11 protein-coding genes and 1 tRNA gene are annotated in these 14,985 nt (G+C 65.1%); 10 read left to right on the top strand and 2 right to left on the bottom strand.

Annotation, left to right across the window (positions count from 1 at the left end; all coding sequences use genetic code 11):
* The first annotated feature begins 55 nt into the window (after positions 1–55).
* The 6 genes from hemC (at position 56) to L0F51_RS15900 (ending at position 7,361) form a co-directional block, all read left to right on the top strand.
* Positions 56–982 carry a hydroxymethylbilane synthase gene (gene hemC / locus L0F51_RS15925; protein WP_234630137.1) on the top strand — a complete coding sequence of 309 codons (927 nt, stop codon included), beginning with the start codon at positions 56–58 and terminating at the stop codon, positions 980–982.
* Positions 982–1,716, top strand: coding sequence for a uroporphyrinogen-III synthase (locus tag L0F51_RS15920; RefSeq protein ID WP_234630136.1), 735 nt, complete (start codon positions 982–984; stop codon positions 1,714–1,716). The genes hemC and L0F51_RS15920 overlap by 1 nt, the downstream gene beginning before the upstream one ends.
* Before the next feature lie 99 nt (positions 1,717–1,815).
* Positions 1,816–3,765, top strand: coding sequence for a hypothetical protein (locus tag L0F51_RS15915; RefSeq protein ID WP_234630135.1), 1,950 nt, complete (start codon positions 1,816–1,818; stop codon positions 3,763–3,765).
* A 9-nt stretch (positions 3,766–3,774) separates the two neighbouring features.
* Positions 3,775–6,039, top strand: a complete 2,265-nt coding sequence (locus tag L0F51_RS15910) for a heme biosynthesis HemY N-terminal domain-containing protein (protein WP_234630134.1) — start codon at positions 3,775–3,777, stop codon at positions 6,037–6,039.
* A gap of 155 nt (positions 6,040–6,194) precedes the next feature.
* Positions 6,195–6,270, top strand: a tRNA-Thr gene (locus L0F51_RS15905).
* A 74-nt stretch (positions 6,271–6,344) separates the two neighbouring features.
* Complete coding sequence (locus L0F51_RS15900) at positions 6,345–7,361, top strand: hypothetical protein (protein ID WP_234630133.1); 1,017 nt, start codon at positions 6,345–6,347, stop codon at positions 7,359–7,361.
* 32 nt (positions 7,362–7,393) lie between these two features.
* On the opposite strand, the gene L0F51_RS15895 is transcribed toward L0F51_RS15900, so the two are convergent.
* Positions 7,394–7,954 (bottom strand): DUF3320 domain-containing protein, encoded by a 561-nt coding sequence (locus L0F51_RS15895; RefSeq protein ID WP_234630132.1) that lies wholly within the window; start codon positions 7,952–7,954, stop codon positions 7,394–7,396.
* Between the two features lie 194 nt (positions 7,955–8,148).
* Here L0F51_RS15895 and L0F51_RS15890 point away from each other — a divergent pair, with 194 nt between their 5' ends.
* The 4 genes from L0F51_RS15890 to L0F51_RS15875 all read left to right on the top strand — a co-directional run bounded on the left by L0F51_RS15890 (position 8,149) and on the right by L0F51_RS15875 (position 14,265).
* Complete coding sequence (locus tag L0F51_RS15890; RefSeq protein ID WP_234630131.1) at positions 8,149–9,408, top strand: DNA repair exonuclease; 1,260 nt, start codon at positions 8,149–8,151, stop codon at positions 9,406–9,408.
* Positions 9,398–12,868: a YhaN family protein gene (locus tag L0F51_RS15885; RefSeq protein ID WP_234630130.1), complete on the top strand. Its 3,471-nt coding sequence runs from the start codon at positions 9,398–9,400 to the stop codon at positions 12,866–12,868. The genes L0F51_RS15890 and L0F51_RS15885 overlap by 11 nt, the downstream gene beginning before the upstream one ends.
* Before the next feature lie 94 nt (positions 12,869–12,962).
* A complete protein-coding gene (locus L0F51_RS15880) occupies positions 12,963–13,430 on the top strand; it encodes a TerB family tellurite resistance protein (protein ID WP_128290552.1) in 468 nt (155 codons plus the stop codon).
* A 4-nt stretch (positions 13,431–13,434) separates the two neighbouring features.
* Positions 13,435–14,265: a glutamine amidotransferase gene (locus tag L0F51_RS15875; protein ID WP_234630129.1), complete on the top strand. Its 831-nt coding sequence runs from the start codon at positions 13,435–13,437 to the stop codon at positions 14,263–14,265.
* Here the strand turns inward: L0F51_RS15875 and L0F51_RS15870 are convergent.
* On the bottom strand, positions 14,190–14,957 hold the full coding sequence (locus L0F51_RS15870) for a cobalt-precorrin-6A reductase (RefSeq protein WP_234630128.1): 768 nt from the start codon (positions 14,955–14,957) through the stop codon (positions 14,190–14,192). The two genes, L0F51_RS15875 and L0F51_RS15870, sit on opposite strands and share 76 nt — an antisense overlap.
* Between the last annotated feature and the right edge of the window lie 28 nt (positions 14,958–14,985).

Genomic DNA, 14,985 nt, shown 5'->3' with positions numbered 1-14,985 from the left:
TCCCCTTGGCTGATTAGACCCTAGGCGTGTAGCACCGGCTAAGCTGAAGGGGCAAATGGAACGGCTCAGAATTGGGACACGCGGCAGCGGCCTGGCTCTATGGCAGGCGCATGCGACGCGTGACGCGCTGGTCGCGACCGGGATCGACGAAGCCGACATCGAGATCGTCGTCATCAAGACCTCGGGCGACCGTATTCAAAATCGTGCACTGCTGGAAGCAGGTGGCAAAGGCCTCTTCACCAAGGAAATTGAAGAGGCGCTGATCGACAAATCCATCGATATCGCCGTGCATTCCGCCAAGGATATGCCGACGCGCCTCCCGGAAGGGCTGACGCTCGCCGCTTATCTGCCGCGCGCTGACATTCGCGATGCAGTTATTTCACATCACGGCGGCGGGCTTGAAAATCTGCCCGAAGGTGCCCGCTTCGGCACCGCCTCCTTGCGCCGTGAGGCGCTTTTGCGGCGAGCCAGACCCGACCTCGAGATCACGCTTCTGCGCGGCAATTTGCCGACCCGCATCCAGAAGGTCGAAGACGGCGAACTCGACGCGACACTGCTTGCCTATGCCGGCATGTGCCGCCTCGGTGTCGACAGCCATGCAACGGCGCTTCTCGATCCGTTGGAATTCCCGCCGGCTTGCGGTCAGGGCGCAGTGGTCATCGAGTGCCGCGAGGACGATGCAAAGATGCGCGATCTCCTCACCAAGATCGGTCATACCGAGACCGCCTCTGCCGTCACCTGCGAACGCGCTTTCCTCGACACGCTGGACGGCTCCTGCCGCACACCGATCGCCGGCTGGGCACAGGTGGAGGGCGATAAGCTCTCCTTCCGAGGCCTTCTGCTTTCGCCCGACGGCACGGAAGTCCTGGAAGGCTCCGCCGAAGGTTTGGCTGCAGATGCAGAGAAGATCGGTCGCGAGACGGGAGCCGAGGTGCGCGGCCGCGCCTCTGCCGAACTGTTGGCCAAGATCGGGATCGCCTGATGCGCCTCGTCGTCACCCGCCCCGAACCTGATGGTAGCCGCACGGCCCATACGCTGATTGCTCTCGGCCATGAGGTGGTGCGGTCGCCGGCCCTTGCCGTGGTGCCGCTTCAGGCGCCTCTGCCGGAGGACGATTTTCAGGCGGTGCTGGTGACGAGCGCCAATGCAGTGCGGGCTCTTGCCGCCCATGCGGAACTCGCCCGCCTGCAGCATCTGCCATTGCTTGCGGTAGGCGACCGCACGGCCGCCGAAGGACATCATCTCGGCTTCCCAGACGTCCGCAGCGCAGGCGGCGATGTGAACGCGCTTGCCGTGTTGGCTCGCGAAACACTGAAGCCCGAAGACGGCCCGGTCCTCTACCTCGCCGCCAATAGCCGCGCCGGGGCACTCGAGGACAAGCTGGCGACCGCCGGCTTCGAAGTGGTCTTGCGAGAGATCTACCGTTCAGAGCCGGTCAACGAGCTGAAGAGCCGTGCGCGCGACATGCTGGCCTCAGGTGAAGAAGCCGGTATCCTCATCTATTCACAGCAAAGTGCCGCCACCTTCGCGCGCGCTCTGGAAACCGCCGGGCTGACACCGCTCGGAGAGAACATCGTCTGCTTCTGCCTGTCCGACCAGGCCGCCGCGCCGCTCAGACCCATTGCCCGCGGCCCAGTCCTTGTGTCAGATCGCCCCGATCAGGCTTCGCTCTTTGATATGATTGCGCGCTACCGAGGGCCTTCTTGCGACGGATAGGCCGGCAGAATGGGCGAGGCGTTCCACCAACGCCCGCATTAGGGCATAACAATTGAGGAACCGATCGCCGCGATCGGCTTTCAGCTGCAGGAGGGGCAGGTGGCCAGGCAACCTGAGGACAAGCGTATGTCCGCCTCGGGCGACAAGCGTAAACCCGTGACAATCGATCTGAAGGCCGAAGAAGTGAAGCAGAGCTCCGCGGGCGGCCCCGCCGACCCCAAAAAGACTGAAACGCCGAAAATGGCTAGCGACCGCGAGGGACGCCAGGAAGAGCCTGGCAAGACCGGCGCGCCGGCCGGGCCCGTAAAGCCATCGGAAGATGAAAGCGCACATCGCGAGGATGCCGTGAAGACCGGCGCCGCGAGCCGGGGCGCCGACAGCACGAGTGCCAGCAAGACGGACGCAGCGGCCAAGGGCGCCGCCGCCGCGACATCCGGCACAGCGACCTCGAAGGCGGAAGCGAAGCCTTCGGCATCGGCCACCGTCGCGGAGAAGGTCACCGCGGACAAAACGGCCGCGACCTCAGACAAAACGCCCGAAAAAGAGCCGGCAAGAGCGGACAACAAGACCGCCACGCGCGCTACCGGCACGGCCGGCGCCACGGCATCCGGCTCCACGACGGCGGGCAAACCGGCAGCCGTCCCGAACACCGGCGCAAAACCTGCCAACGCAAGCGGAGGCGACAAAGGCGCGACAAAGCCTGAGGCCGAAAAATCGACTTCCGGCAAGACGCCGCCACCGCCAAAGCCAGCGAAGCGCGGCGTCGGATTTGGCGGGCTCCTCCTCGCCGGCATCGTCGGCGGAGGCGTTGCCCTCGGTGGCGCCTGGGCGCTCCAGACCTATGGGCCCCAATACGGCGTGACACTTCCGGGCACGAATGGCAGCGGAGGAATGGGCGCGACAGGCAATAGCAACAACGACGCGGCGATTGCCCGCGTCCAGAGTGCGCAGGCACAACTCCAGGAGCAGCTCCGCGCCCTGCAGAACCAGCCTTCGACCGCACCAACAGCCGGATCAGACGATCTCCGCGCGGAAGTCTCAGAATTGCAGCGTTCCGTGGCAAACCTCTCAGAGCAAAGCGGCAGCGCAGCGGGAGAACCGGGCGCACTCGATGATCTGCGCAGCCGTGTCGCCTCGCTCGAAGAGCAGATGAGCGCCGCAGCGAACAGCGGTGAGGACGCGCCCGCCGGAGCCACCACGCGTGCCGGCACCGGCGCCAGCGAAGAAGAGCTTCAAGCCCTCTCCGGCCGTCTCGATGAACTTTCCGGGCGCCTCGGGAATCTGGAAAACGCCGCACCCGTCGATCTCGGCCCGCTGCAACAGGCGGTGACGACCAACCAGCAGATGCTCACAACGCTGCAGCAGAGCGTTTCCGGCGCGGCCAACAGCAACGACCTTTCGAAGGTTCGCGATTCGGTCACGGAGGTACAGAGCGCGCTTCAGGAGACACAGGGCACGACTGAGCAGACGCGAGCCCAGCTCGAGGAGCTTTCCCAGCGTGTTGCAACGCTCGAAGGAAGCATCGAGAACGCCACCGCGATCGCGCCGGCCGTTGCAGCCGAAGCTTTCGCCGACGCGGTGGCAAGCGGCGAACCTTACGAAACCGAGCTCAAGGCCGTCGCAGGCTTTGCTGGCGAAGGTGCCGTGACCGAAACGCTCTCGGCGCACGCAGCGGAAGGGCTGCCGACGCGCGAAGCTCTCGCAGCGGAATTTCACACCTATGTTCCGAAGATCCTGCGCGCGGCCGATGCACCCGCCGAGGATGTCGGCGTGATGGACCGGCTCCTTGCCAGCGCGCGCGGCCTCGTCGAGGTGCGGCCGGCAGGGCCGCGTCAGGGTGACGAACCGGATGCCATCGTCTCCCGTATCGAGGCCGATCTCGCTGCCGGCCGCCTCAGTGAGGCTTATGCCGAATGGCAGAGCCTGCCTGAAGATGTGCGCCAGCCCTCCGCCGATTGGGCCGAAAAGCTCAAGGCTCGGGCCGACGCAGACGCGCTCGCGGAAGATCTTCGGGCGAAATCTCTCTCCCGCCTCAACGCCGCCGGCTGAGGACCTGACATGATTCGCTTCCTCATTCTCATCGCCGTCGTCTTCGCCTTCGTGCTGGGTTTCTCCTGGCTGAAGGAGGCTCCCGGCGAAGTGACCCTCACCTTCGCCGACACGGCCTATACGGTCGGGCTTGCCCGCGCCGCCCTCGCTGCTCTCTTGGCGCTCGCTGCCGGCTTCATCATCGTCGGCCTGATCGTGCTCATCCTGCGTTTCCCGTGGAAAGCCCGCCAATCCTGGCGCCGCCGCCGCGAACGCCGCCAGCGCGAAGCGCTGTCGACGGGCCTTCTCGCCGTCGCCGCCGGAGATCTGCGCACAGCCGAGCGGGCGTCCCACGACCTGGCGCGCCGCGACAACGAGCCTCTGGCTCTGCTGCTTCGGGCACAAACGGCCCAGCTGCGCGGCGACCACGCCAAAGCGCGTGAAGCCTTTAAGGGCATGCTTGGCCACGAGCGGACACGCATCGTGGGCCTGAGAGGCCTGTTCATCGAAGCAGCCCGCGAAGGGGATCACGACACGGCCCGCGCGTTCGCCGAACAGGCGCGCGAGACCTCGCCTTCGGCTGCCTGGGCCTCGCGCGCCCTGATGCGCTATCAGACGGCGGAAGGCTCCTGGGAAGAGGCTCTGAAGACGCTTTCGCGTTATGCCGAGACCGGAGACATCGATCGCAAGGAAGCGCGCCGTCTGCGCGCCGTCATCCTGACCGCCCAGGCAATCGACTGGGAGGACGGTCAGCCCGACAAAGCCAAGGAAGCAGCGCTCGAGGCCCATGGCCTGCAGCCGGGCCTCGTTCCGGCGGCGGTTCTCGCCGGCCGCCTCTCCTCCCGCCTCGGCGACATCCGTCGCGCGACGCGCGTTCTGGAGACCACGTGGAAGGCCAATCCGCATCCAGACATTGCCGACGCCTACGCCAATGTGCGCCCGGGCGATTCCGCCCGCGACCGCTTCCAGCGTCTCGAAACCCTGATGAAGCTGCGCCCGCAGGAAGATGCCGCACGAATGGTGATGGCACGCGCGGCGATCGGCTCGCGTGACTGGGAGCGCGCCCGCGAGACGCTCCTGCCGATGATCCGCACGCGTCCGACGCAAAACGCGCTTCTGATGATGGCCGAGATCGAGGAAGGCGAGCATGGCGACCGCGGCCGCGCGCGCGAATGGTTGTCGCGCGCCGTGCACGCCCCGCGCGATCCGGCCTGGACGGCCGATGGCGTGATCCTCGACGAATGGGCGCCGGTTTCGCCGGTGACCGGCCGCATCGACGCGGTGGAATGGAAGGTGCCGATCGAGGAGCCGGAGAGCCGGCGCACCATCGATATCGACGAGGCGAGCTTCCGTCCGCGCGAGATCAGTCCTCTGCACGACGACGGTCCGACCCCAACACTGACCACAACGCCCGTGCCCACGACATCTGCGGCCAGCGGACCGGAGACGGCACCTGCCACAGCGCCCACGCAGACAGACAGAGCGACGAAACCCGCCAATGCCGGAAAGCCGGAAGCGACAAAGCCCGTCGCCTCGGTTTCGCCCGCCGCGGCGGCGACAAAGGCCGAGCCGCAGACTGCAACGGCGGCCGATAAAAACAAGTCGGGTCCGGCGGCAGGCTCGCCATCGTCACCGACGCAGTCTCCGCAGACACAGCAGCCCAAGACAGCCGCCATCATTGGCGGAGCCGGCGCAGCAGCCGGTGTGGGAGCCATCCAGCCGCCGAAGCCGAGGGACTCTTCTCCCGCAGCATCCGACAAGCCGGCGGCGACGGGTACGCCAGAGACCCCAAAGGGTTCCGCGACAACCGATGCCGCAAAACCGAAGGAGAGCGGGGCGGGCTCACAGGCCACGACATCCTTTGCCGCGCCAGTCGCGCCCGACAGCAAGTCTGTCGAGAGCACAGCCGGCCGCTCAGCAGAAGCAAAACCGACGGATGAAAAGCCGTCGATCGCCTCGCCTGCGGCGAGCCCGACACCAGCGACTCCGACGCCGGCAACTCCCACCCCGGCTACTCCCACCCCGGCTACTCCCACCCCGGCCACGCCGACGCCCGCCACATCGGCGAATACGGCTCCCAGGCGGCCTGACCCCTTGGCCGAGGGGAAGGGCGAACCACCCAAAGCACCGCCCGTCCCGGTCGATGCGCCAAAGGATGCCCATTCCGACGACGAGGATGCTTCGCCTCGCGCCAATGGCAGCCAGGGCAATAGGCCGCGCCTCCCGGACGACCCGGGGCCAGAGGAAAAGAAACCCGATGAAGAGGCCGGACGCAGCCGCTTCAGGCTTTTCTGAGACTTTCGCCATGGCAAACGCCCATGGCAAACGGGTGTCTTCCCCGCTTGCCCGCGCGCCGACATTTCGCTAAGAGGTGGCGCGCTAAGGGGCACTGCCCCTCAAAGCCCGGTGTCGATCGACGACATCCTGTCGCCGAGCCAAGGCTCGGTCGGGCCGCATTAGCTCAGTTGGTAGAGCACCTCATTCGTAATGAGGGGGTCGCTGGTTCGAGTCCGGCATGCGGCACCATCGCCTCCCTGTCCAACCCGGGAGGCATCCCTGACAGATCAAACCAGAGCAGCTTCAGCCCGTCCGGCGCGCCGGTGACAGGACGGAGGCCAAAGGCTTCGCGAGGCGCGTCTTTCGCCGCCTCCGAAAAGTACAGCCAGTCGGCTTACTTTCGTGAGAATTTCCCGAAGCAAATCGGGCACCGCGGCTATGATTTCTGGCTGAAGCCGGGTGGTGAGCGTCTCAACCTCGCCCCGATGATTCGCACCAGTGCCGCCGCCTATTTCTCTGAGCGCCACATCACCTGGCATCTTGCAGCCGACCATGCGCTTTCATCGCAGGCGTGCTGTCTCAACTTCCTGATGCCTCTCGCCGAGCGACCCGAAATCCTGTCACGGCTCGTCTCGCAGGCGCTCGACATTCCCCCACCTCGCATGCTCCCGATCGAAGCCGGGCCGGAAGGACGTCCCTGGTATGTGGCTTTCGAATGGATCGGCGGCGACTATCTCAACGAAAGCCGCTCAGTGGCGAAAGGAACTGGCAACGGGGGACGCACCCGCGGCGCCAATTGCACCAGCGCCGATGCCTGCCTCGCCTTCCAGCATCAGGGCCGGCGCGAGACGCTGCTGATCGAGTGGAAATACACTGAAAGATACGGCGCACCGCTCGCGCCGGCAGGCCATGAGGTCCGCATCTCACGTTATGGGAATCTCACCTTCGCTCCAGATGGTCCGATCCGCTCAGATCTCGGGCTCTCGCTGGCCGATTTCTTCTACGAGCCGTTTTATCAGCTCCTGCGCCAGCAGATGCTCGCCTTTCAAATGCAGAAAGCGCACGAAGAAGGCGCGGAGCGGGTCCGCGTCCTGCATATCGCCCCGTCCGCCAATCTGGCTCTGCGCAAAGTGACATCGCCAGCGCTCAAACCATTCGGCCGGGACGCCTTTGCCGTCTTCAGCGGCCTTCTCGAAACGCCGGGCGACTTCGTCAGTTGCTCGACCGAGGCGCTCTTCCGGCCGCTGATCGACGAGCTCGGCCCGGATGATCCGTGGGCGTCCTATCTCGATGAGCGCTACCGCTTTCTGACTGCCGACAGCGAAGCCACCTCTGCCTAGATCGGCCCTCCTAGAGGACCAACATTCCCAGGCTACGGCCGCGTGCGTTCGATCGCCTCTTCGAGCCGCGCGCGGGCGCTCGCCGACAGACGCTCCACATCGATGAGCCGGGCCAGCACCAGCGGCGGATCATCCTCGTCGAGCAGCGCCAGATTGGCCTCCACCACGTCGCTCAATTCCGCGATGGCGATCTCGCCGACGGCGCGGCGATGCGCAGGCCCTGCCGGCGGCCGGTAGGCGACGCGGCTCGCAACCGTTCCCTTCTTCCACAGGAAGTCGCCGGACGATTCTTCCGTACGATCGACCTCGCGCAGATGTTTGGCGATCTGGTCGCGAATGCGCCGGCCAGTCCGCTGCCAGCCATGAGCGCGGGCGATGCGCTGCGCCAGGATATCTTCCCGCACCGGCGCTTCGGCCTCGATCACAGCCTCGACCATATCGTGCAGCGTCTGCCGGTAGGAAAAGTCGAAGAACTTGTCCGGATCCGCGTGAAAGCGCGAAAGGTCGGCGATACGGAAGCGGCCGTCAGCGGCCTGTACGGATTCCGAGGGTTGCTTGTCGACCGCGTCTGGATCCGGTTGTATTTGCGCCATGGGGAACCTCTCCGTTGTGATCGATCTGCGCCCCGCCTGGGCGCAATCTGCATAGAGGGGATAAGGTCCTCAAGAGGCAGGAGCGCGACCGACGATGTCGCGCGACGACCCGTCTCGACAAAGGCCGGCTTGCGATCATCGCCCACGCATCCCATAGCTGAACCTATCCGCTCTTTGCCTGCGACGAGGATTCCTTGGCATCCTTCACTTTCCTGCACGCCGCCGATCTGCATCTGGGTAGCCCGCTGCAAGGCCTGAGCGTCAAGGATCCAGACATCGCCGCACGCTTTGCGCAGGCGATCCGACGCGCATTCCAAAACCTTGTGGCCCAGGCGATCGAACGCAAAGTCGCCTTCCTCGTCATTGCCGGCGATATCTATGATGGCGAATGGCCGGACAACAATGTCGGCCTCTTCTTCAACCGCGAGGTCGCGCGTCTCGACCGCGCCGGCATCCCGGTCTTTCTCCTCAAAGGCAATCACGACGCTGACAGTGTGGTGACGAAGAGCATCGCGCTTCCAGGCTCGGTGCATGCCTTCGACACCGCGAAGCCGGAGAGCTTCCGCATCGACACTCTCAAAGTGGCTCTGCACGGCCAGGGGTTCCGTGAACGTGCGGAGCGCAACAATCTCGCGCTCGCCTACCCACCGCCCGTCCCCGGTTATTTCAACGTTGGCGTCCTGCACACGGCGCTGACGGGACGCCCGCCGCATGCGAGCTATGCCCCCTGTTCGGCCGAGGAGCTCGCCGCGCGCGGCTATGATTACTGGGCACTCGGCCATGTCCACGATTTCGAGATCGTGGCCGAGGATCCGCCGATCGTCTTTCCTGGCAATCTTCAGGCCCGCTCTATCCGCGAGATCGGTGAGAAAGGCGCCGTCCTGGTCACCGTCGAGGACGGGCATGTGACAAACAAAGAGCGACTTCTGGTCGATGAGGCCCGTTTTGCCGAGGCAACGCTCGATATTGCCGGCATCGAGACCATGCCGCAGCTTCTGACAGCGGTGGAAGAACGCATCGCCACCCATGCCGAGGCCGCAAAAGACCGGCTCCTGGCCCTGCGTCTCCGCCTCACTGGCGCCTCGCCGCTGCGGCGGCGATTGGTCGCCGATCGGGCCAATCTCGTCGATGACGTGCAGGCCGCATGCCATCGCTGCCATCCCGACATCTGGCTGGAAAAGCTCGATCTGCGCGTGAGCGAGCCGGCAACACCGGCACACGCGGTCAGCCCTGATCAGAAGCTCGATATCGAACCGTTGCTTCAAACGCTCGTGCACGATCCGGAGATCGCCGAGCAGGCTGACGCGATCATCGCCGAAATCACCGCCAAGCTGCCGGGCGGGCTTGGCGCGGAGAAGACACCGCTCGGTGCAGGTACCACCGCTCTTCTCGCCGAAGCCGCAGATCTTCTGCGCGTCCGTCTCGCAGCCTGGGAGGATGCCGATGCGCTTTGAGCGCCTCACGCTGCTACGCTACGGCGCATTTTCCGAGCGGCAGATCAGCTTCCGCGACGGGGCGAAGCTGCATCTCGTCTATGGGCGCAACGAAGCCGGCAAATCCTCCGCGCTTGCCGCCATCTCCGACCTCCTTTTCGGCTTTCCAGAACGAACCAACGGCTTTGAATTCCTGCACGGGACGAAAGCACTTCGTGTGGCCGCAAGCCTCCGGGCGGGGGACGGAACGAGCCTCACATTTCGGCGAAAGCGCGGACGCAAGCTCACGCTGCTCTCCGACGACGACAGCGAAACGCCATTGCGTGACGACGCGCTTCTGCCCTTCACCGGCGGTCTGTCTCGCGATGTATTCGAGCGGGCATTCGGTCTTGATTCAACGCGGCTGCGTGCCGGAGCCGATGCCATGCTCGCCGCCGAAGGTGAACTCGGCAGTCTTTTGTTTGCTGCCGCGTCGGGGCTTTTGCATCTGCGGGCCACCAAAACGAGGCTGGAGGAAGACGCCACGCGCATCTTCGCGCCACGCGCCTCCAAAGACCGCCTCTTCTACCAGATCCGCGAGCGCCATGAAGATGCACGCAAGGAGGAACGCGCGAGCCAGCTGCGCGCCGGCGACTGGCGCGACCTCAACCGCGCAATCGACGAGCTTCAGGAAGAACACGAGGCTATGGCCTCTGCCCGCGCGAAAATACGTCAGAAACTGCAGACGCTGCAGCGGCTGCGCCAGATCGAACCGACGGTCGCGGAGATCGATCGCGAAACGGCACGGCTCGCCGATTTCTCAGATCTCGCAGCCTACCCGTCCGGCACTGCCGAACGTCTGGAAGTCCGGCTGCACGAGGCCGCCCGCGCAGAAGAGGCGCTGGGCGCGGTCCACGACCGCGTGCAGGCGGCAGAAGCAAAGCTCGCAGCCATCGCTGTCGATCAGGCGCTCATCGATAAGGCCGAGGCGATCAGCGCGCTTTACGGAAATTCGGGCGACTATGCCAAGAGCCAGCGCGACCTTCCCCGCGTCATCGCCGAGCGCGACGATTACACGGCGCAGATGGCAGACCTCGGCGGCCGGCTCGGGATCGCCGCCACCGATCTTGAACGTCTGCAGCCGACGGATGCCGCGCTCGCCGCCCTTGAAAGCACCGTCAACGAGGGACAGAGCCTCAAAAGCGCGCGGGAGACGACCGAAAGACGTCTTGCGGAAGAGCGCAATGCTCTCAACGAACTCGCTCGCGAAGCGCCGGCAGTCCCATTGATCGATCCAAGGCGCTGGGAAGACCAACTCCTGGCGCTCCGCCCGGATCTGAACCGACTGGAAAAGCGCGACGAGCTTGACCGCGGCTGCCTGTTGCAGCGGCAAAGACTCGCGGAAAGCGCGGCAGCCCTCGTTCCGCCGGTCGACGATCTCGGTCACATCGCTGCGGCCGCACTTCCCTCCAGCGAAACGCTTGCCGTTCACCGCAACCGGCTGAAGGCAGCTTCAGAAGAGTTGCGTCAAGTCGAGACCGCCCTCATGCGCAACCATCAGGAGCAGGAAGCACTCCGCGTCGAAAGCGCGGAGGCAGGCAAGAGCGCACCACCCAGCACCGCGGAGATCGATGAGGCACGCGTATTGCGTGATCAGGCTTTTGCCGGACTTCGTGGTCCCCTCCTCGGTGAGACGGCTCCCCTTTCCGGAGAGGCCACTCGACATGCCGTCGCCACCTTCGAAGTCTTGACCAAGGAGGCGGACCGGCTGGCAGATCACGCCTTGGCGGGTGCCGAAACACTCGCCCGGTTGGCGATCGACGAGGCGGAACGAGAGACGCAGCTCCGCGAGGCAGAAGCGCTTGAACGGCAGAAGACAAAGGCGCGAGAAACCCTCCAGGAAGCCGAACGGGCCTATCGCGAGCTCTTCGCTTATTGCGGCGTAACGCCTGTCGGCGCCGACGACATGATGGCATGGCGCGGTGAGATTTCCCGTCTCCTCGACGACCGGCGCGTCCTGCTTGAGCGAGAGAGCGAACTTTCCGCTCTTCAGCGCCTGGCCGACGAGCTTGCGCCGGCGCTTGCCGCGATCGCCGAGGGTATCGGCCTTGAAGAGACAAAAGCTCTGCCGCAGCCGGCCTTGCTGCGCGCCATCGAGGAGCGGCTGCGGGCGCTTGCCACCACCTGGGCCGAGAGCCGCGCGCTCGCCGGACGCCGTGAGGACGCCGAGTTGCGCATCAAGCGCCTTGAGGAGGAGGCAGCAAGGCTGAACGAGCAAGAGCGCCTCTGGCAGGAACGCTTTCGCGCAGCGGCCAACGCGGTCGGTCTGTCGCCGAAGACAACGATCGCAGAGGCCGCCGCCAATATCCGTCTGTGGGAGCGCTTGCCCGATTTGCGACGCGAGCGCGATGCCCGCGAGCGTCGGGTTGCCGGGATGCGCCGCGACATTGCCGATTTCGAGACGAGGGTGGGAGCCGTCGTCGCGGAGGTTAAGACAGAGCTCGCAGGACTTCCAGCCGGCCATGCCATCAAGCTTCTCGAGGAACGGGTCCAGGAAGCCCGCACCGACGCGGCACAACGGCGAGCGGCCCAGACGGCGCTCGCCGACGCAAAGGCGGCCCGTATCGCGAGTGAAGAGAGTTGCGAGCGCGCCCGCAAGGCGCTCGAAGAGGCGCTCACCGCCACCCCGGAGGCCGATCCGAGCGAGCTGATCGCGCGGCTGCGGGAACGCGATCGGCTGGCGGCAGATCTTGCCCGCTGCCGGGAGCGCCTTGCAGAGATATCGGACGGCGCAGACGAAGACGCCGTGCGAACCGAACTCGCCGCCTTCGATCGCAGTCGCGCCGAGATCGACATGGAAACGCTGAGGCGGGACGAAGAGCAACTCGACCAGGAGATGGCGGAGCTCTATGCCCGTCTCGCAGAAAAGCGTGGCGAGCGCGAACGCCTGGAACGCGCGCCCGGCTCGGAGGCCGCGGCCTTCGCAAAACAGGCTGCGGAGGTCGAAATCGTCGAGGCCGCGCGCCAATGGGCGGTCTTGAAACTCTCAGCGGCGCTTCTCACGGCCGCGATGGAGCACCACCGGGCAAAAGAGAGCGATCCGATGATGGAGCGCGCCGGCACCCTCTTCTCGATGCTGACCGCCGACGCATTTGCAACACTTGCGCAGGAGCTCAACGAGGCAGACGAGCCGGAACTCAAAGCGGTGCGGAAGAGCGGCGAGCAGATCGCCATTTCCGGTCTGAGCGACGGGACGCGCGACCAGCTCTATCTCGCCCTTCGTCTCGCCTTTCTGGAGGATTACTGCCGCCAAAACGAGCCGGCGCCCTTCATCGGCGACGATCTGTTCCAGACCTTCGACGATGAGCGCACAGCGGCCGGCATCAAAACGCTTGCAGCCTCGAGCACACATTTCCAGCCGATCCTCTTCACGCATCACAGAAGCGTGGTGGCAACAGCCGAGCAGGCTCTGGGACAAGACCTCGACCTGATCGAGATTTAGAGCGGGTCACACCCAAACGTTGGCGCGCCTTACCAAGCCGTCACTGGCAACGGCACGCCTCTTGCACTAGCTTCAGTGCCAAAGGGATCCAACAATGCTCGATGCACTGCGCAACTTCCTGACTTTCAAGGGCGAAGAACAACAACGCCCGTTCACCGACGACGATCAGCGACTGGCCTTTGCCGCATTGCTCGTCCATTGCGTCGCCGTCGATGGCGCTGCCGGCGAAGATGAGCGCGCACGCATGCGCGAAATTCTCAAGGCGGATTACGGTCTGAGCGGGGACGATCTGGAGCGTCTGATCGCCGAGGCCGAGCGCGTCGACGCCGAAGCGATCGACCTTTACCGCTTCACCAGCGTGTTGAAACGGCAGATGACCATCGAAGAGCGCATCCGCGCGGTGGAAAGGCTCTGGGAAGTCATTTATGTTGACGGCGAAGTACATGAATTCGAAGACAATCTCGTCTGGCGCGTCGCCGAGCTTCTGGGCGTCGATCGCAATGCGCGCATCGGCCTGAAGCACGCCGTGGCTGAGCGTCACGCCCAGAGCGAGCGCGAATGACACGATGAGTGATGCAACAATCCATTATCTGAGGCGTCAGCTCTCGGAAGACGCCGCCAGACGGCCTGTGCTTGTCATCCTGCACCAGGAAACATCGAGCCCTGGAAAGCTCGGCCAGATGCTGCAGGCGAAAGGCTACCCCCTCGATATCCGTCGGCCGCGCTTCGGCGATCCGCTGCCTGAGACGATGGCCGATCACAGCGGCGCTGTCATCTTCGGCGGTCCGATGAGCGCCAACGACACCGACGATTTCGTCAAGCGCGAGATCGACTGGATCAATGTCCCTCTCAAGGAAGAAGCCCCCTTCCTCGGCATCTGCCTTGGCGCCCAGATGCTGGTGAAGACATTGGGGGGCGAGGTCAAAAGCCATTGCGAAGGCTGTGCGGAGATCGGGTTTTATCGCCTGGACGCAACGCCCGAAGGAGCCGCGATGATGGACTGGCCGAGCCATGTCTATCAATGGCACCGGGAAGGCTTCGACCTTCCGAAAGGCGCGACGCTGCTGGCCCGTGGAGAGCTCTTTCAAAACCAGGCGTTCTCGATCGGTCCGGCCGCTTTCGGCGTGCAATTCCACTCCGAGCTCACCTATGCGATGGCCTGCCGCTGGACCGTGCGCGGCGCCGAGCGCATGAATCTGCCGGGCGCGCGGCCGAGGCCCGACCATATGGCCAAATGGTTCCGCTACGATCCGCCCGTGCGCCAGTGGCTCGACGGCTTTTTGGACAGCTGGATTGCGCGCGACGGACGTGCGCGGAGCGCTCAGGCTGGAGAGGCCGGCGCATCGACCACCGCAAAGAGCGTCGTCTCCAGCCAGTCGAGGATCGCTTCAAGCTGAGCCGCCTTCGGCCCCTCCGGCGGTTTCGGTCGGCGGACCAGCACGACCGGCAGGCCTAAAAGGCGTGCCGCCTCGATCTTGGCGCTTGCACGGCCACCTGAATCTTTCGACACGATCCATTCGATCCCGTGTTCCTTGAAGAGCGCAATCTCGGCCTGCGGATCGTTGGGCGGGCGACCCAAAATGACCTCGCCGCGCGGAAACTCCTCTCCGGCCACTGGCGGTTCGATCATGCGCATCAGGCACCACAGATCCTGGCGCGCCGCAAAGGCCCGGATTTCGCGACGTCCCGCGGCGAGAAAGACCCGTGCCCCCTGCGGAATCGAGGCCGCGGCCCCCGCCATATCGACAACCTCGATGAAATGGTCCTCCGGCCGGCGTTCGAAACCAGGGCGCACGAGTTTGATGCGCGGCACCTGCGCCATTTCGGCCGCCTCTTTGGCGTGCTGCGCGATGCGTGCGGCAAAAGGATGCGTCGCATCGACGAGTGCGTCATAACCGCCCTCTCGCAGAGCCTGGGCGAGCCCGTCAGGCCCGCCAAAGCCGCCACGGCGGACATTGCCGGCCACCGTCTGAGGCAGACGCGTCAGCCCGGCAAGCGAGGTGACGGTGTCGAGACGGGTGTCTCCCGCAAGCCGCGCCGCCAGTTCTCCGGCCTCCGCCGTGCCGCCGAGGATCATCACCTTGGCCATGAGCTCTCCATTCATTCCCGCGTGTGCC

The organism is Afifella sp. H1R (assembly GCF_021462425.1).
Classification (GTDB): domain Bacteria; phylum Pseudomonadota; class Alphaproteobacteria; order Rhizobiales; family Afifellaceae; genus Afifella; species Afifella aestuarii.
Note: the sequence above shows the minus strand (reverse complement) of the source record. Positions and strands in the feature narration are given on the sequence as shown.